This is a genomic window from Pseudoduganella sp. UC29_106 (genome assembly GCF_044055365.1).
Lineage (GTDB): Bacteria > Pseudomonadota > Gammaproteobacteria > Burkholderiales > Burkholderiaceae_D > Rugamonas.
Genome location: NZ_CP171977.1, coordinates 1,408,416 through 1,424,976 on the forward strand (window position 1 = coordinate 1,408,416; position 16,561 = coordinate 1,424,976).

A 16,561-nucleotide genomic window follows, 5' to 3' on the forward strand; every position below is an offset into this window, starting at 1 on the left:
CGCGTCAGGCCACACGCAGCAGCGCCTTGCCGATGCCGCCCGCTTCCACGTGTCGGTGGGCCGACGCGATTTCGTCCAGCGCGAATTCGGCAACGGGCAGGTGGCGCAGGCGTCCCGACGCCAGCAGGGCGTTCATGGATTCCGCAATCGCTCGCCGCTGCTCCGGCGTGAAAACGTAAACCAGAAAGAAGTGCAGGCTGCCGAACACGCGCATCATGCCGCGGTAGCTGACAGGGATTTCCGCTGCCTGCGAGCCGTAAATGATCACGCGCCCGCCGTGCGCCAGCAGGTCGGCGTGGCCGGGCGCATTGTGGCCTGCGTTGACTTCGATGATCACGTCCACGCCGGCGCCGCCGGTCAGTTCGCGCACCGAGCGGGCGAGGGCGGCGGCATCGCCATATTCGAGTACATGGTCGGCGCCTGCTTCGCTCGCCAGGTCGGCTTTCGCTGCGCTGCTGACGGTGGCGATCACGCGGGCGCCGGCCAGTTTGGCCAGCTGGATGGCGTAGAAGCCGACGGCGCCGGCGCCGCCTGTTACCAGCACCGTTTTGTCGACCACGCTGCCGTAGCCGTGCACGGCGTGCCAGGCGGTCATCAGGGGAATGCCGATGGCGGCGCCGGCTTGCAGGGGCACGCCGTCGGGCAATGCAAGCACCTGCGAGGCAGGCAGGCAGACATATTCGGCCGCGGAGCCGTGCTGGCGCTGCCATTGGGCGAGGAAAAACCATACGGGGGCGCCGGGCGTGAGGCCGGACACGCCTTCGCCCAAGGCATCGATGATGCCGCTGCCGTCGCTGTGCGGCACCACGTAGTCGTAAGCCAGGGTGGGCACGCTGACGCCGGCGCGGGCCTTTACGTCCGACGGGTTCACGCCGGAAAAGGCAACGCGAACGCGCACCTCGCCCGGCCCCGGCTTGCATTTCGCCAGTTGAACTATACTCAAGACATCATCGGCGGGGCCGTTGCGGCGGTAGACGGCTGCTTGCATGAACGTGCTCCTGTTGAAAAGCCCATTCTAGGAGGCCGCATCGTGGCCACCAAAGATCAGAAAATTGCCGGCGCTGTCAAAAAAATGCCCTTGCACTGGGATGATTTGCTGACGCTGGCCACACTGGCGCGCGAGGGTTCCTGGCGCGAGGCGGCGGTTGCGCTCAAGCTGACGCGCAACACTGTCCTGCGCCGCATCCAGCGGCTGGAACTTTCCCTCGATGCGCAATTGGTGGAGGAGAGCCAGGGCAAGGTGGTGCTCACACCACGGGGGCAGGAGGCAGTGGCGGTGGCCCAGGAGATGGGGGAGCTGGCGGATGCCATTGGTGGCGCGGCAGCTGCAGCGGGCGCGCGGCGGCGGGACACAGCCGGCGGCGCAGCCGATGAAGTGCACGGCCTGGTGCGCATGACCGCGCCCGAAGGGATTTCGGCCCATATCATCGCTCCGGCGCTGGGCGGCCTGCTGCGCCAGTATCCGGCGCTGCGCATCGATCTCGTTGCCGCGTCGGCGGTGCTGAGCATCAGCCACAAGCAGGCGGACGTTGCAGTGCGCCTGACGCCGCCGGAAGATGAACACCTGATTGCACTGCGCGCGGGCACACTGACTTACGCCTTGTACGGCTCGGCGGATGCAGCCCATGGTGAAGGGCTGGTCGGCTATGACGCATCGGGCGCGCGCCATCCGGAAACCCTGGCGCTGCAACGAATGTTCCATGAGCGGCAGCAGCAGGTGCGCAGCAACAGCCTGCTGGCGCAAGTGGAAGCGGTGCGCGGCGGGGCAGGCGCTTCGCTGTTGCCGGACTATCTGGCGCGGCAGCTGGAAGGCCTGAGGAAGTTATCGGATCTGGTGCTGGAAAAGCCGGTGTTCGTGATCTTCCACGCGAAGCACCGTGACACGCCGCGGGTGCGGGCGGTGACGGCCTGGCTGCAGCAGCTGTTGCTGCGCAGCCTGGGCCAGGAGGACTAACTTAGATGCGGGCGAGGTCGCCGTTCTGGCGGCGTACGCGGTCGCCATTGCGCAGTTGCGGGTCGTGGCCCAGCACCACGGTGCCGTTCTTGCCGTTCTCGTAGTGGACGTTTACGTGCCACTCCTTGACCTTGTTCATCTTGCCTTCGATGGTCTTGCCGGCATAGGCGCCGCCGACGGCGCCGGCCACGGTGGCCAGCGTACGGCCCGTGCCGCCGCCAACCTGATTGCCCAGCAGGCCGCCGGCCAGGCCACCTGCCACGACGCCAGTCGCGCCGCCTTTGCCATCCTTCTCGATCATGCGCACGGAAGTGACGGTGCCGCACTCATTGCACACCGGGCGTTTGCCTTCAGCGTGGGCGCCGGTAACGGTGATGGCCAGCAGGGCCGGCAGGAGCAGATTGCGAATTTTCATTTTATATTCCTCGTACAAGTTCTTTGGTGAGTGTGAGTATAAGTCAACAATTTCCAAACGGAACACGCAATTGAAACAAGACGTTGCAGGAAAATCAGCCGTAGATCCCGCCGGTATAGAGCAGGTCGAACAGGCGTGCAATGGACGCGATCAGACCGAAGGCGCCGACCATGAGAGCGGCCACCAGCACCAGGGCCAGCGGCCAGCGCGAGTTTGATTGCTTGCCCGAAGCTGGATTGAATGTGGCATCCCATTTCTCATCCGACATCAGGCCCAGCACCAGCGCCTCCAGGAAGCCGACCAGCACGGAAATAATCAACGGCAGCAGTTTATAGAAAGGATCGGCGCCGGACGCGGTGAGCGCCACCAGTCCGGTGACGGGCAGGGCGGCCGCATGCAGCCAACCCCACTTGTCGCCGAAGCCACGCAGGTAGAAGCGATGCAGGCCGAGGCCGCCGCCAAGTGCCGCGAGCAGGGTGGCGAGGGTTTTGTTTTTGTGCGAAACAGGCATGATTTCCGGGCCGAAAATACTGAAAGCGTGCAGTATAGAGCAACAAAGCTGTTGCCGCCGAGGCCAGATCGGGGGATAATCTCGGATTGCCCCAACACTCACCCCTTGTTATTAATGCTTCCCGTCGGAGGAAAAGCACGCTATAATTTGCGGCTTTTTCCGGCTTAGCTCATTTTTTTGGAAATATTATGGTCGTTATTCGTTTAGCTCGTGGTGGCGCCAAGAAGCGTCCTTTCTACAACATCGTTGCAACCGATTCCCGCAATCGTCGCGACGGCCGCTTCGTTGAGCGTATCGGCTTCTACAACCCGATGGCTACCGGCCAGGCAGAAGGCTTCCGCGTTGCTGAAGACCGTCTGGCTTACTGGCAAGGCGTTGGCGCACAGCTGTCCCCAGCTGTTGCCAAACTGGTTGCTACCAAGAAAGCAGCCTAAGGCTTGAGCGAGAAAGCAGCATCCGGCGCCAAGGCCCCGGAAGATCTGGTGCAGGTAGGCTTCGTCTTCGGAGCCTACGGCATTGTCGGCGGAGTGAGGGTGCGTCCCTTCTCCGCGGAAGCAGATGCGCTGCTGCACGCGAAAACCTGGTGGATTGACAAGCCGAGCCTGCATGACGTCGACGTCAAGCGGGCCAAGCTGCATGGTGGCGACGTGGTCGTCACGATGTCCGGTGTTGCGGACCGCAATGCCGCAGAAGCGCTGAAGGGCGCCTCGGTCTTTATCCCGCGCAGTGAATTCCCCGCGCTGGACGAGGAAGACGAGTTTTACTGGGCCGACCTGCTCGGTCTGGCAGTAGAGAATCAACAGGGCGAAAGCCTTGGCACGGTCGCGGACATGATGAGCAATGGACCCCAATCCATCCTGCGCGTCGAGTACGAGGCCGAAGGAAAGGCGCAGGAGCGCCTGATCCCGTTTGTAGACCAGTACGTTATCAAGGTGGACAAGGACGCGAAGAAAATCATCGTGGACTGGGGCCTGGATTACTGATCCGGAACCGCAGCGATGCAATTCGACGTCATCACCCTGTTCCCTGAAATGTTCGCTGCCCTGACGCAGTCCGGCGTTACCCGCCGTGCGTTCGAGCAGAAGAAGTGGGGCCTGTCGCTGTGGAATCCGCGCGATTTCACCACCGACAATCACCGCACCGTGGATGACCGCCCCTATGGCGGCGGTCCCGGCATGGTGATGCTGGCCAAGCCGCTGGAAGCGACGATCAATGCCGCGAAACAGCGCCAGGTGGTCTCCGGACTGCCCGAGCCGCGCGTGGTGTTCATGTCGCCGCAAGGCAAGCAGCTGACGCACGAGCGCGTGATGCAGCTGAAGCAGGAACCCGGCCTCGTCGTACTGTGCGGCCGCTACGAAGCGGTGGACCAGCGCCTGCTGGACCGCTGCATCGATGAAGAAATCAGCCTCGGCGATTTCGTGCTGTCCGGCGGCGAGCTGCCTGCCATGGCCCTGATGGATGCCGTGGTGCGCCAGCTGCCCGGCGTGCTGAACACCGACGCTTCCGCCGTTGAGGACAGCTTCGTCAACGGCCTGCTGGATTCGCCGCACTACACGCGGCCCGAGATTTACGAAGGCGAGGGCGTGCCGCCGGTTCTGCTGGGCGGCAACCACGCCGAAATCGAGAAGTGGCGCCGTGAGCGCATGCTGGAAGCGACGGCGCGCAAGCGTCCCGACCTGCTGGTGAAGGCGCGCGAAGCGGGCCTGCTCTCGAAGAAGGACGAAAAGTTTTTGGCGGGTTTGTAAACCCGTCGTAGTACCGTGGCAGGCGTTTTTGCCTGCCGTGTTTAACCCCATCCTCTACCGGGCAACCTTGGCGCCGGCACGATGGTTTATGGAGTCATAAAATGAACCTGATTCAACAACTCGAGCAAGAAGAAATCGCTCGCCTGGGCAAGAACATCCCTGAGTTTGCTCCTGGCGACACCGTGGTCGTGAACGTGAACGTAGTCGAAGGCACCCGCAAGCGCGCCCAGGCTTACGAAGGCGTCGTGATCGCCCGCCGCAACCGTGGCCTGAACTCGAACTTCATCGTTCGCAAGATCTCGTCCGGCGAAGGCGTTGAGCGTACCTTCCAGCTGTACTCCCCGCTGATCGCTTCCATCGAAGTGAAGCGTCGTGGTGACGTACGTCGCGCCAAGCTGTACTACCTGCGCGACCGTTCGGGCAAGTCGGCTCGTATCAAGGAAAAACTGCCGAACCGCAAAGCTGCTGCAGCGGCAGAATAATCCAAGTCATAATGATTGGATCGAAGGGGCGCCGTCGGTGCCCCTTTTTTGTTTTAGGAAAACCAGAGGCGGAAGAGCAGGTGGCTGCCACGACGTGGCAGCCACCAGGGTCACGCCTCTGGTTTTGAAGGAGGACAGATTGGCCAGACCCCATTTCGACCCCACCCAACTCCCCGTCGAAGCCATCGCAGGCGAGGCGGCAGTGATGCTGGAGCGCCTGGCGCCCGCATGGCTGCGCGAGCGCTTCGCCAATCCGCCGGAATGGTCGCCGGAGGGCAATGAAACGGTCTTCCTCGACCATCCCAGCCCCACGGCCGCCTCCGTGCTGGTGCCCATCGTGTTGCGGGAGGAGGGCCTGACCATGCTGCTGACCCAGCGCACGGCCCACCTGAACGACCACGCCGGCCAGGTGGCCTTCCCCGGCGGCCGCGCCGAGGAAACCGATGCGGACGCCATCGACACCGCCCTGCGGGAAACGGAAGAGGAAATCGGCCTGGACCGCCGCCATATCGAGGTGATCGGCACGCTGCCCCTGTACTTTACGGGCACCGGCTATGAGGTCACGCCCGTAGTTGGCCTGGTGCTGCCGCCGTTCGAACTGAAGCGCGATCCGTTTGAAGTGGCCGAGATCTTCGAAGTGCCCTTATCCTTCCTCATGGATGGGCAGAATCACCAGCGCCTGTCCGCGCAGTTGCCGAGCGGACGCCGCAGCTTCTATGCGATGCCGTACGAGAATTATTTTATCTGGGGAGCAACGGCCGGCATGCTGCGCAATCTGTTTCATTTCTTGCGTGCTTAAGCTACCCTAGCGGGCATTGCGAGACTGTTAAAACCAACGGCGTAAACCAGCGCCGCGTGATAGGTGACTGCCACGTCGTGGCAGTCACCAGCTTCTGCCTTGGGTTTAAAAAAAAAAGGAATTCGATGACTTTTCTCTCCATTCTATGCGCATTGCTAATCGAGCAACTTAAGCCTCTGCGGGCCGACAATCCGATCTATGCCGAGATCAAGGCTCTGGCAATCCGCATGGAGACCTGGTTCAATGCCGGCCACGCAAGCCATGGCCGCATGGGCTGGTTCCTGATGATGGCCGCGCTGATGGTTCCTGCCGGCCTGATCTACTGGGTGCTGGTCAGCTACGGCCTGCTGCTCGCCGCTTTCGCCTGGAATGTGGTGATCGTCTACCTGACGCTCGGCTTCCGCCATTACAGCCACTACTTCACCTCCATCCAGCTCGCGCTGAACGCCGGCGATGAGACCGCGGCCCGTTCCCTGCTGGCCGAATGGACCAAGCTCGATACCGTGGGCATGGATGTTTCCGAAATTTCGCGTATCGCCGTCGAACGTGCCTTGATCACTACCCATCGCAATGTCTTTGGTGTGTTCTTCTGGTTCCTGATGCCGCTCGGCCCGACCGGCGCCATCCTGTACCGCGTGTCCGAATACCTGGCCCGCGCCTGGAACGAACCCGAGCACATGCGCAATGAAGCCTTCGGCGAGTTCGCCGCCAAGGCCTTCTACTGGATCGATTACATCCCGGCCCGCCTGACCGCCGTGGCCTTCGCCGTGGTCGGCAACTTCGAGGACGCCATCTACGCCTGGCGCAATTTCGCCCACCGCTGGAAGGATGAAGCGATCGGCATCATCCTGTGCGCCGGTGGGGGGCGCCATGGGCGTGCGCCTCGGCACGCCGATGGAGAACGCAGCCAAGATCGTCACTGCCGATGCGGCGACTGTCGACATCAGCGATATGGAAGTGGAAACCATGCCGGGCGAAGAGCCGGGCGTGCGTGCGCTGCAGAGCACGGTTGGCCTTGTCTGGCGTGCATTGCTGCTGTGGATGATGCTCCTGCTGCTGCTCTCCGGCGCGGCCTGGCTAGGCTAAAATGCAGGACTCGCGGCCGCTTTTTTTGCGGCTGCGGGGCGCGGGAAATAGCGCTTAGGTCTTCTATAAGATATAATACCTAAGTTCCACCACGCAACAGAAAGCGCCCCCCAATATGGACAGCGAGTTCTTCATTCTTGGCCTGACTGCCGAAGGCAAACAGTTCCGTCCCAGCGACTGGGCAGAGCGGCTGTGCGGTGTCATGGCCTGCGTTGCCCCTGCAGGCAGCGGCGGTCCCCATGCACACCTCGGTTACTCCTCGATGGTCACGCCCACCGTCGTCAACGGCGTGAAAGCCGTTGTCGTCAACCACAAGCTGCGCGAGATGCAGCCGATGGCGTACAACTTCGTCGTCGAATTCGCCAAGGATAACAATCTGCAGGTCGTGGACGCATGCCTGCTACCTGACGCAAAGGGCTGATATGGCGTAGCATAGGGTTTTGCCAATAAAAGCAGAATCCTATGCAAAAACGCCTAATCGCCGCGCTGCTGCTGTCCGGCGCCAGTTTCCTCCCTCCCGCCTTCGCGCAAACGCTGCCGAAGGGCGTCACAAAAGGTCCCTCGGTCGAGGGCATCACCGAATACCACCTGCCGAACGGCCTGAAAGTCCTGCTGTTCCCCGATGCGTCCAAGCCCACCGTCACCGTCAATGTGACTTACCTGGTCGGCTCGCGCCATGAGAACTATGGCGAGACGGGCATGGCGCACCTGCTGGAGCACCTGATGTTCAAGGGCGCACCCGGGCACCGCAATATTCCGCAGCAGTTCTCTGAGCGGGGCATGGAGTTCAACGGCACCACGTCCTTCGACCGCACCAATTACTACGAGGTGTTCCAGGCCAGCCAGGACAACCTGAAGTGGGCGCTGGAAATGGAAGCCGACCGCATGACCAGGTCCTTCATCGCGAAGAAGGACCTGGACTCGGAAATGACCGTCGTGCGTAATGAATACGAGAGCGGCGAAAACGATCCGTTCGGCGTGCTGGTCAAGCGCATGGAGAGCGTGGCTTACGACTGGCACAGCTACGGCCGTTCGACGATCGGCAACCGCAGCGATATCGAGAATGTGAAGATCTCGAACCTGCAAAATTTCTACCACACCTGGTACCAGCCGGATAACGCCGTGCTGCTGGTGGCGGGCAAATTCGACCCGTCGCAAACCCTGGCCTGGATCAGCAAGACCTTCGGCGCGATTCCCAAGCCCAAGCGCAAGCTGCCCGAATTCTGGACCGTGGAGCCGACCCAGGATGGTGAGCGCAACTTCACCGTGCGCCGCAAGGGCGACCTGCAGATCGTGCTGGTGGCCTACAAGATTCCGTCCGGCCTGCATCCCGATGCCGACCCGCTGGCCTTCATGGGCCAGATCCTCGGCGACACGCCGACCGGCCGCCTGCACAAGGCCCTGGTCGAAACGGGCAAGGCGGCCCAGGTGTTCAGCTTCGGCCAGACCGGCTATGCACCCGGCCTGCATATGTTCGGCGCGGTCGTGAAGGCGGGTCAGCCGGTGGAACAGGTGCGCGATGAACTGGTCGCCACGGTGGAAAGCTTCGGCAAGTCCGAGCCCACCGAAGAGGAAATGGAGCGCACCCGCCGCGAATACAGCAATATGATCGAGAAGCAGCTGAACAACCCGCAGCAGGTGGGCGTGGCGCTGTCCGAGCATATCGCGCTGGGCGACTGGCGCTTGCTGTTCCAGGGGCGCGACGACCTGCCGAAGATCACGGCCAAGCAGGTGGCCGATGCGGCCGCGCGCTACCTGAAGCGGGACAACCGCACCGTTGGCATCTTCCTGCCCGAGGACTCGCCGCAGCGTGCGGACATTGCGCCGGCGCCGACCGCGGTAGAGATCCTGAAAGACTTCAAGGGCAAGGAGAGCGCGCTCACGTCCGAGAACTTCGATCCTAGCCAGGACAACATCATGAAGCGCACGGAGCTCAAGCAGGTCAATGGCCTTAAGCTCGCGCTGCTGCCGAAGAAGAACCGCGGCGAGATGGTGTCAGTCGACCTACGCCTGCACTGGGGCGACGAGAAGAACCAGTTCGGCAAGCAGCTGATTGCCGCAGCCACGAACGAAATGCTGACGCGCGGCACCAGCAAGTACACGCGCACCCAGCTGGCGGACCAGATGTCGAAGCTGAAGATGTCCGGCGGCGGCGTCTATCACTTCGATACGACGCGCGAAAACCTGAATGAAGCGCTGCGCCTGGTGGCGCATGTGCTGAAGGAGCCGAGCTTCCCGGCGGCGGAATTCGAGCAGCTGCGCCAGCAGTGGATCGTGGGCATCGAGGCCATGCGCAGCGATCCGCAGGCAATGGCCTCGCAGTCGCTGGCCGAGTACTTCGACCACTGGCCGAAGGGTGACCCGCGCAGCGTGCTGACGATTGACGAGCAGATCGCCGGCATCAAGGCGCTCAAGCTGGAAGAGCTGAAGGCTTACCACGAGCAGTTCTACGGCGCTTCGCACGGCGAACTTTCCATCGTCGGCGATTTCGACAAGGCGGAAGCGGTGAAGACCATCGAGCAGGAACTGGGCGGCTGGCAGAGCAAGGCTTCCTATGCCCGCATTCTCGATACCTATGTCGACAAGCCTGCGACCAAGAAATCCATCGAGACACCGGACAAGGAAAACGCCTTCTACACGGCGCGCATGAACCTGGACCTGAAGACCGATGATCCGGACTATCCGGCGCTGGAGCTGGCCAACTTCATCTTCGGCGACGGCGGCCTGAAGTCGCGCCTGATGGACCGCATCCGCCAGAAGGATGGCTTGTCCTACGGCGGCGGTTCGCAGATCGAGGCCGGTGAACTGGACCGCGCGGGCAGCTTCAGCATCAGCGCCATCGCTGCGCCGCAGAACATCGCCAAGCTGGATGCGGCCGTGAAGCAGGAACTGGCGCGTGCGCTGAAGGATGGCTTCACCGCAGCCGAAGTGGCGGGCGCCAAATCGGGCCTGCTGCAGCAGCGCATCCAGAACCGTTCGAAGGACGGTATCGTGGCGTCGGCCTGGAACCGCTTCCTCGACCTGGGCCGCACTTTCGAGTGGAGCAAGCAGCATGAAGCCAAGCTGACTGCGCTGACGGTGGACCAGGTCAACGCGGCCTTCCGCAAGGCGATCGATCCGTCGAAGCTGACGGTGGTCACCGCGGCCGATCCGTCCAAGGCCAAGGGCAAATGACGATACTCACCACGGCGCGCCTGCGCGTGCGCCTCATGGAGGAGAGCGACGCGGCTTTCATGCTCGCGCTGCTGAACGATCCGTCCTGGCTGAGCATGATCGGCGACCGTGGCGTGCGCACGGAGTCTGGTGCGCGCGAATATATTCGGTCGGGGCCGATGGCCAGCCAGGCGGCGCATGGCTTCAGCTTCTATATCGTGGAGCTTTCAGGGGAGGGCACGCCGGTCGGCATGTGCGGGCTGGCCCAGCGCGATTACCTCGATGCGCCGGATATCGGGTTTGCTTTCCTGCCGCAGTTTTGCGGGCAGGGGTATGCGTTTGAATCGGCGGCGGCCGTGCTGGAATATGCGCTCAAGGAATTGCATCTTCCGCGCGTGCTGGCCACCACGCGGCCCTACAACAGCAGCTCGGCGAAGCTGTTGACCAGGCTTGGGATGCATTACGAACGCCGCATTCCGCATCCGGGCGGGGAGGGGGAGCTCATGCTGTTCGCCACCCCGGCTCCCGGTAGCGCCGCATGTGCGGCGGATCAATGATCCGCCCTACAGCCCTTCGGGCCATTGAAATATCCACGGCGCGTATGGCGGATCAATGATTGGCCGTGCGGCCCGACAGGGCATTGAAAATTATCGGTGCGTGTGCGGCTGGTGGGGCAAGGCCCGAAGGGCTGTAGGGCGGATCATTGATCCGCCGTGCATGCGTCGTCCGCGGCTTATGGCGTGCTCAACTCCGCCACAAAATCGTACATATCCCCTCTGAAAATTGACCGGCAAAACTCCACCGCCCGTCCATCGCGGATGAAACCGAGGCGCTCAACGGCCAATCCCGCGTCACCCTCCCGCGCCTGCAGCAGCTTCGCCTGCTCCGCATTCAGCAGCAAGGCCGATAAACGCTGCAGCGCGCGCACTGGCCGGCAGCCGTTGGCCTCCAGCGCCTCATACATCGAAACATCCACCGCATCCAGCGACGGCAAGGCGCTCGCCACGATGGTCGCGTATTCGAGGCACATTGGCACTTCGTCCGCAAAGCGGATGCGGTTGAAGCGGTAGACCGGCGCGCCCGGGCTCAACCGCAGGCGCAAGGCTTCCTCCGGCGTCACCGTCCCCTCCGAACGCTTCAGCCAAACGCTGCGCGGCGTGCGTCCCCGCGCGCGCATGTCCTCGGAAAAGGACGTCAGCTTGGCGAAATTCTTCTCGACTTTCGCGTTGATGAAATTCCCCGATCCAGGCCGGCGCACCAGCAAGCCTTCCTCCACCAGTCCATCAATCGCCTTGCGCACCGTGATGCGCGAGATCGACAGGTCCGTCGCCAGCTGGCGTTCGGCGGGCAGGGCTTCGTCCGGGCCGAACACGTGCTGGTTGATCGCTTCGCGCAGCGCCCGCTGCAGCAACTGGTATAGCGGCTGGCTGCTGGACTGCGAGAGGTCCTCCATGATCTGGGCAAGCGAGGTCATTGATACTCCTGAGAAATGGCGAGCTGATAATACCAAAAAAAGACCGTGCTACCAGCGGTATGCATTGAGATATCTCAATCTTGCCTTGAGGTAGCGCTAACAATGCCGGTTTGTAGATGAAGTGGTATGTATTTTCAGTACAACATATGAAAAAAATATGAAAATTGGTAGTGTTCTGGTATTGGTTGGGGGTATATTGGCGTTCAATTGGTTTTGTAGTGGAGTAGAACTTGAGTTGAACGGACCACAACTGGTCCACATCTAGGGGGAGTAAATGAAGGACTATCAGGTAGCAGCACATGGCAAAACCCGCCTGACGCCAATCGCCATCGCAACCGCAGCCCTGGTGCTCGGCGTGGCCTTGCCGGCCCAGGCCCAGCAGCAGACCGAACAGCCGACCGAAGTGGTGGTCGTAACTGGTATTCGCGGTTCGCTGCAGCAGTCGCTGAACGTCAAGCGCAATGCCTCGGCCAACGTCGAAGTCATCACGGCGGAAGACGTGGGCAAGATGCCTGACAAGAACGTTGCGGACTCCCTGCAGCGTCTCCCTGGCGTGAACATTTCGACGTCCGCTGCCGGTTCCGGTGGCTTCGACGAGAACGATCGCGTCAGCCTGCGCGGCACCGCGCCGTCGCTGACCCAGACCCTGATCAACGGCCACGCCATTTCGTCCGGCGACTGGTTCGTGCTGGACCAGGTGGGCGGCGCCGTGGGCCGTACCGCTTCCTACTCCCTGCTGCCATCCGAGATCGTGGGCCAGGTTGTGGTGCACAAGAGCCCGACCGCCGACCAGATCGAAGGCGGCGTCTCCCGGCACCGTCGATGTGCTGACCCGCCATCCGCTGGACTTCAAGCAGCCGCTGGCGCTGGAAGGCTCGGTGCAGTGGGTGCACTCCCACGCTGGCCAAGAAAACCGATCCGCAGTTCTCCGGCCTGGCGAACTGGAAGAACGAGGCCGGCACCATGGGCGTGCTGCTGCAAGGCTTCTCCGAGAAGCGCCACCTGCGCCGCGACGGCCAGGAGCTGCTGCAATGGACGCAGATTGCGCCGACCAGCGATCTGGCCAAGGCCAAGCCTGACCTGGCCAATGTGTGGTATCCGCGCCTGATCGGCTCCTCCCTGTTCGAGCAGGAGCGCGAGCGCAAGGGTGGCATGGTCGTTGCGCAGATCAAGCCAAGCCGCGCTTTCGAACTGGAAGGCACGTACTTTAACTCGAAGCTGGAAGCGGGCAACTACAACCGCAACTACATGACCGACATGGCGGCCAGCGGCACCATCACGGCCAATGTGATTCCGGATTCCTACACCGTGAAGAACGGCACGCTGACTTCCGTGAGCTACTCCAACAAGGGCACGGCTGCCGCCCCGCTGCGCTACGGTATCGTGGACGAGATCGTGCGTGAAGGCGCTTTTGCCAAGACCGAGTTCGCGGACATTTCGGGTAAATGGCGTCCTTCCAATGAGCTGACCATCAGCGGTTCCTTCGGCCGCACCAAGGGCTCGGGCGAGACCCCGTCCCAGGGCGTGTACGAAGGTGACGTGAACAACTCCGGCGTGAGCTACCAGCTGAACGGCATGGGTTCGCCGGCCACCGTGAAGTTCCCGAGCATCGATACCTCGAAATTCACCGGCACCATCCTGGACTGGGTGTTCGGCTACAGCCCGGCCACCACCTCGGATGAAGAGAACTACGGCCGCCTGGACGCATCCTTCAAGCTGGATGCCGGCCCGCTGCGCGAACTGAAGTTCGGCCTGCGCGGCACCAATCACAAGCGCAGCAACTTCGCCGTGGCGCAGGGCCCGAACTGGGCCAACACGGTTCCCGGTTCCGCTTCCACCAACCCGGCCTGGAGCGGCACTACCTATCCGAGCAATTTCGCCTCGGACCTGGGCGGCGATTTCCCGCGCAACGTGTGGCAGCTGGACCGCGACATCCTGCAGCAGTGGGGTAACGATCACTCCAACCGCAGCCTGGAACGCACCTATTATCCGGACATGTTCAATCTGAAAGAGAAGACCAAGGCGATCTACGCGACGGGCGACTTCGAGGGCGAAGGCTGGAGCGGCAATGCCGGCGTGCGCGTTGTGCGTACCGAGGGCGAGTCGAACGGCTACCAGATCCTGCCGAACCAGCTCCCGGGTGGGAACTTGCCGGCCTTCCCGTGGGGCGGTTTCGTGCAGCAGACCCACATCGAGAACAACCACACCGAAGTCCTGCCGAGCGCCAACCTGCGCCTGGACGTGATGCAGGATGTGGTGGGCCGCGTAGGCGTTTCGCGCACCATGACCCGTCCTGACTTCGGCGCCCTGGGCGGCACGGTGTCGCTGACCGACGAAACCCACACCGGTAACGGCGGTAACGCAGCCCTGAAGCCGACCGTGTCCAACAACCTGGACGCGACGCTGCAGTGGTATTTCGCGCCGCGCGCCCTGGCTTCCGTTGGCGTGTTCTACATGGACCTGCGCAACTACGTGGGCTTCGGCACCAGCAAGGGCACCTTCATCGACTCGCGCGCCTCGCAGCAGCAGAGCCGTCCGGTATTTGCGGAGTATACGATCACGTCCCCGATCAATGTGGATGCGGAAGTGAAGGGACTGGAACTGAACCTGCAGATGCCGCTCGGTACCACGGGCTTCGGCTGGGATGCCAACCTGACGCTGGCGGATTCGAAGCAGAAGTTCGGCAGCTGCCCGGCGACCCAGACTTCCACCTCGGCTGATCCTTGCGACATGCTGGGCGCTTCGAAGACCACGGCCAATATCGGTGGTTACTTCGAAAACGATAAGTTCAACGTGCGCGTCAGCTATGCATGGCGTTCGGACTTCCTGGCGGCACAGGACCGCGGCACGCCTTTGTACCAGCAAGGCGCAGGCCAGCTGTCCGCTTCGTTCAACTACAACGTCACGAAGAATGTGGTGTTGACGTTCAGCGGCCAGAACCTGAACAACCCGATCCTGAAGAACTACGTCTACAATAAGGACCAGCCGGCACGCTTCTACGCCAACGGTGTTCAGTACTACGCCGGCCTGCGGTTCAAATATTGATGACGACACTGGCACGCACACCCGAGATCTTCAATGCCGACGCCGCAGCCTTTGCGGCGGCGACGGCGGCGCAGCGTCCCGTGGTGCTGCGTGGCCTGGTGCGGCACTGGCCTTCGGTGCGCGAGGCGATGAAGTCGCCGGAGGCCCTGTGCCACTATCTGATGGGCTTCGATGGCGGTGGAGCTTGCGACACGGTGCTGATGCCGCCTGAAGTCCAGGGGCGGCTTTTTTATTCTGCGGACATGAAGGGCTTCAACTTCGCCCGCAGCAAACGCACGGTGCCTGCAGTGATCGAGCAGATTGCGCGGTATTCGCAATTCCCCGTGGCGCCTGCGGTGGCAATGCAGAGCGCTTTGCTGTCGGAGTGCCTGCCTGGATTCGCGGCGGGCAATCCGGCGCCTTTCTTGCCGCCCGACGTGCAGCCGCGCCTGTGGCTGGGCAACGAGGTGGTCACACCTGCCCATTTCGACGAGTCGCATAACCTGGCTTGCGTTGTGAGCGGGAATCGCCGTTTTACCTTGTTCCCGCCGGAGCAGGTGGGCAATCTGTACATCGGTCCCCTGGATTTTGCGCCAACGCCGACGCCTATCAGTCTCGTATCCTTCCGCGCCCCGGACTTCGGGCGCTTCCCGCGCTTTCACGATGCGCTGGCGGCGGCCCAGGTGGCCGAGCTGGAGCCGGGTGATGCGCTGTACATTCCTACGCTGTGGTGGCATCACGTGGAGTCGATAGGCTTGCTGAACACCATGGTCAACTACTGGTGGAGCGCGCCGGCGGCCAATGGCCTGTCCAAAGCATCCGTGCTGGCGCAAGTCGAACAATGATCAGAAACTTTTTTGCGGCGGCACGCGCTGGCGTGCGCCGTCTTGGGTGGGCGCTTGCGCCTGCGTTGCTGGCTTGCGGCGCTGCGGTTGCGCAGCCACGCGTTGTGTACAGCCCTTATCAATTCCTCGGCCTGCCCGGCGGGACGGGGCGCGCGGCCGTCGTTGCGCCCGATGGTGCGGCCTTCCCGTCCGGCGTTGCGCTGACGTGGGCCTTTGCCACCGGCGAGTGTGGGGACGAAGTGTGGTCCGGCGTGCCTGGCCAGCAGGTGGCCGATGCCAATGTTGCCGCGTTCGAGCGTGCTGGCCTGGACTTCATTATCTCCACTGGCGGGCAGGGGGGCGTTTTCACCTGCGCGTCCGATGAAGGCATGGCGCGCTTCCTGGCGCGCTACGCGTCGCCCCGTTTCGTCGGCGTCGATTTCGATATTGAGGCGGAGCAGACGCCGGCGCAGATCGATTCGATCGTGGCGCGCGCCCGGGCCGCCCAGCGCTCGGCGCCGCGCCTGCGTTTTCAGCTTTACAATCGCATCCTTTGCTGCTTCCGACGGCAGCCGCCGCAGCCTGAACGCCACCGGCGAGGCCGTGCTGGCGGCGGCCCGCAAGCATGGCTTGCAGGACTATGTGCTGAACCTGATGGTCATGGATTATGGGCCTGCGAACGCGAAGGTGTGCGTTGTGCGGGCAGGGCGCTGCGATATGGGCGCGTCGGCGCTGCAGGCGGCGCGCAATGTGCATGAGAAGTACAAGGTGCCTTATGCTCAGATCGAGCTGACGGCGATGATCGGCATGAACGACGTGGTCGAGAATGTGTTCTCGCTAGCCGATGCGCGCACGGTCGCGGCGGCAGTGCGGAAGCAGGGCATGGCCGGGCTGCATTTCTGGTCGCTGGACCGCGACAAACCGTGCCCATCGCCCATGACCGCCGCCGACGGCAACTGCAACGGCCTGCCCGGCGCCGGCCCCGCCGTCTTCACCCGCGCCATGGCCGCCCACGCGCGTGCCGGCGGTGGCGCAGCGGCCGGCGCGGCATCGGCCGAGGCTGAGGGGCTGGCTGGCAGGACACGATGAGCGGA

Annotated in this window: 17 protein-coding genes and 2 pseudogenes; 15 read left to right on the forward strand and 4 right to left on the reverse strand. The window is 62.8% G+C overall.

Annotation, left to right across the window (positions count from 1 at the left end):
- Window positions 1-4: 4 nt before the first annotated feature.
- Window positions 5-988, reverse strand: coding sequence for an NADPH:quinone reductase (locus ACHMW6_RS07515; protein ID WP_395406488.1), 984 nt, complete (start codon window positions 986-988; stop codon window positions 5-7).
- Window positions 989-1,030: 42 nt separating this feature from the next.
- Between ACHMW6_RS07515 and ACHMW6_RS07520 the strand changes: the two genes are divergently transcribed.
- Window positions 1,031-1,954, forward strand: coding sequence for a LysR family transcriptional regulator (locus ACHMW6_RS07520; RefSeq protein WP_395406489.1), 924 nt, complete (start codon window positions 1,031-1,033; stop codon window positions 1,952-1,954).
- Between the two features lies 1 nt (window position 1,955).
- On the opposite strand, the gene ACHMW6_RS07525 is transcribed toward ACHMW6_RS07520, so the two are convergent.
- The gene (locus tag ACHMW6_RS07525; protein ID WP_395406490.1) at window positions 1,956-2,369 is read right to left on the reverse strand and encodes a glycine zipper 2TM domain-containing protein; all 414 of its coding nucleotides are present in this window, start codon (window positions 2,367-2,369) and stop codon (window positions 1,956-1,958) included.
- 94 nt (window positions 2,370-2,463) lie between these two features.
- Window positions 2,464-2,880, reverse strand: coding sequence for an NINE protein (locus ACHMW6_RS07530; protein WP_395406491.1), 417 nt, complete (start codon window positions 2,878-2,880; stop codon window positions 2,464-2,466).
- A 188-nt stretch (window positions 2,881-3,068) separates the two neighbouring features.
- On the opposite strand from ACHMW6_RS07530, the gene rpsP reads away from it, so the two are divergent.
- From rpsP to ACHMW6_RS07575, 9 genes and pseudogenes are all read left to right on the forward strand, one after another.
- A complete protein-coding gene (gene rpsP / locus ACHMW6_RS07535) occupies window positions 3,069-3,314 on the forward strand; it encodes a 30S ribosomal protein S16 (RefSeq protein ID WP_395406492.1) in 246 nt (81 codons plus the stop codon).
- 3 nt (window positions 3,315-3,317) lie between these two features.
- Complete coding sequence (rimM, locus tag ACHMW6_RS07540; RefSeq protein WP_395406493.1) at window positions 3,318-3,863, forward strand: ribosome maturation factor RimM; 546 nt, start codon at window positions 3,318-3,320, stop codon at window positions 3,861-3,863.
- Window positions 3,864-3,878: 15 nt separating this feature from the next.
- Window positions 3,879-4,625, forward strand: coding sequence for a tRNA (guanosine(37)-N1)-methyltransferase TrmD (gene trmD, locus ACHMW6_RS07545; RefSeq protein WP_395406494.1), 747 nt, complete (start codon window positions 3,879-3,881; stop codon window positions 4,623-4,625).
- Between the two features lie 101 nt (window positions 4,626-4,726).
- Window positions 4,727-5,107, forward strand: a complete 381-nt coding sequence (gene rplS, locus ACHMW6_RS07550) for a 50S ribosomal protein L19 (protein WP_395406495.1) — start codon at window positions 4,727-4,729, stop codon at window positions 5,105-5,107.
- A 139-nt stretch (window positions 5,108-5,246) separates the two neighbouring features.
- Entirely contained in the window at window positions 5,247-5,906 is a 660-nt protein-coding gene (locus ACHMW6_RS07555) for a CoA pyrophosphatase (protein ID WP_395406496.1), read from the forward strand.
- A gap of 125 nt (window positions 5,907-6,031) precedes the next feature.
- Window positions 6,032-6,992: pseudogene (locus ACHMW6_RS07560) on the forward strand (CobD/CbiB family protein).
- A 115-nt stretch (window positions 6,993-7,107) separates the two neighbouring features.
- Complete coding sequence (locus ACHMW6_RS07565; protein ID WP_395406497.1) at window positions 7,108-7,413, forward strand: DUF3579 domain-containing protein; 306 nt, start codon at window positions 7,108-7,110, stop codon at window positions 7,411-7,413.
- 41 nt (window positions 7,414-7,454) lie between these two features.
- On the forward strand, window positions 7,455-10,166 hold the full coding sequence (locus ACHMW6_RS07570) for a M16 family metallopeptidase (RefSeq protein WP_395406498.1): 2,712 nt from the start codon (window positions 7,455-7,457) through the stop codon (window positions 10,164-10,166).
- Window positions 10,163-10,702 (forward strand): GNAT family N-acetyltransferase, encoded by a 540-nt coding sequence (locus tag ACHMW6_RS07575; RefSeq protein WP_395406499.1) that lies wholly within the window; start codon window positions 10,163-10,165, stop codon window positions 10,700-10,702. The genes ACHMW6_RS07570 and ACHMW6_RS07575 overlap by 4 nt, the downstream gene beginning before the upstream one ends.
- Window positions 10,703-10,878: 176 nt before the next feature.
- On the opposite strand, the gene ACHMW6_RS07580 is transcribed toward ACHMW6_RS07575, so the two are convergent.
- Window positions 10,879-11,619: a GntR family transcriptional regulator gene (locus ACHMW6_RS07580; protein ID WP_395406500.1), complete on the reverse strand. Its 741-nt coding sequence runs from the start codon at window positions 11,617-11,619 to the stop codon at window positions 10,879-10,881.
- Between the two features lie 508 nt (window positions 11,620-12,127).
- Between ACHMW6_RS07580 and ACHMW6_RS07585 the strand changes: the two are divergent.
- The 5 genes and pseudogenes from ACHMW6_RS07585 to ACHMW6_RS07605 form a co-directional block, all read left to right on the forward strand.
- Window positions 12,128-12,346, forward strand: a pseudogene (locus tag ACHMW6_RS07585) (TonB-dependent receptor plug domain-containing protein); the annotation flags it as partial.
- Between the two features lie 206 nt (window positions 12,347-12,552).
- Entirely contained in the window at window positions 12,553-14,664 is a 2,112-nt protein-coding gene (locus ACHMW6_RS07590; protein ID WP_395408557.1) for a TonB-dependent receptor, read from the forward strand.
- A complete protein-coding gene (locus ACHMW6_RS07595; protein WP_395406501.1) occupies window positions 14,664-15,488 on the forward strand; it encodes a cupin-like domain-containing protein in 825 nt (274 codons plus the stop codon). The genes ACHMW6_RS07590 and ACHMW6_RS07595 overlap by 1 nt, the downstream gene beginning before the upstream one ends.
- Window positions 15,485-16,225, forward strand: a complete 741-nt coding sequence (locus ACHMW6_RS07600; protein WP_395406502.1) for a hypothetical protein — start codon at window positions 15,485-15,487, stop codon at window positions 16,223-16,225. Before ACHMW6_RS07595 ends, ACHMW6_RS07600 begins: the two co-directional genes overlap by 4 nt.
- Window positions 16,185-16,556 carry a hypothetical protein gene (locus ACHMW6_RS07605; protein WP_395406503.1) on the forward strand — a complete coding sequence of 124 codons (372 nt, stop codon included), beginning with the start codon at window positions 16,185-16,187 and terminating at the stop codon, window positions 16,554-16,556. The genes ACHMW6_RS07600 and ACHMW6_RS07605 overlap by 41 nt, the downstream gene beginning before the upstream one ends.
- The last annotated feature ends 5 nt before the right edge of the window (window positions 16,557-16,561 follow it).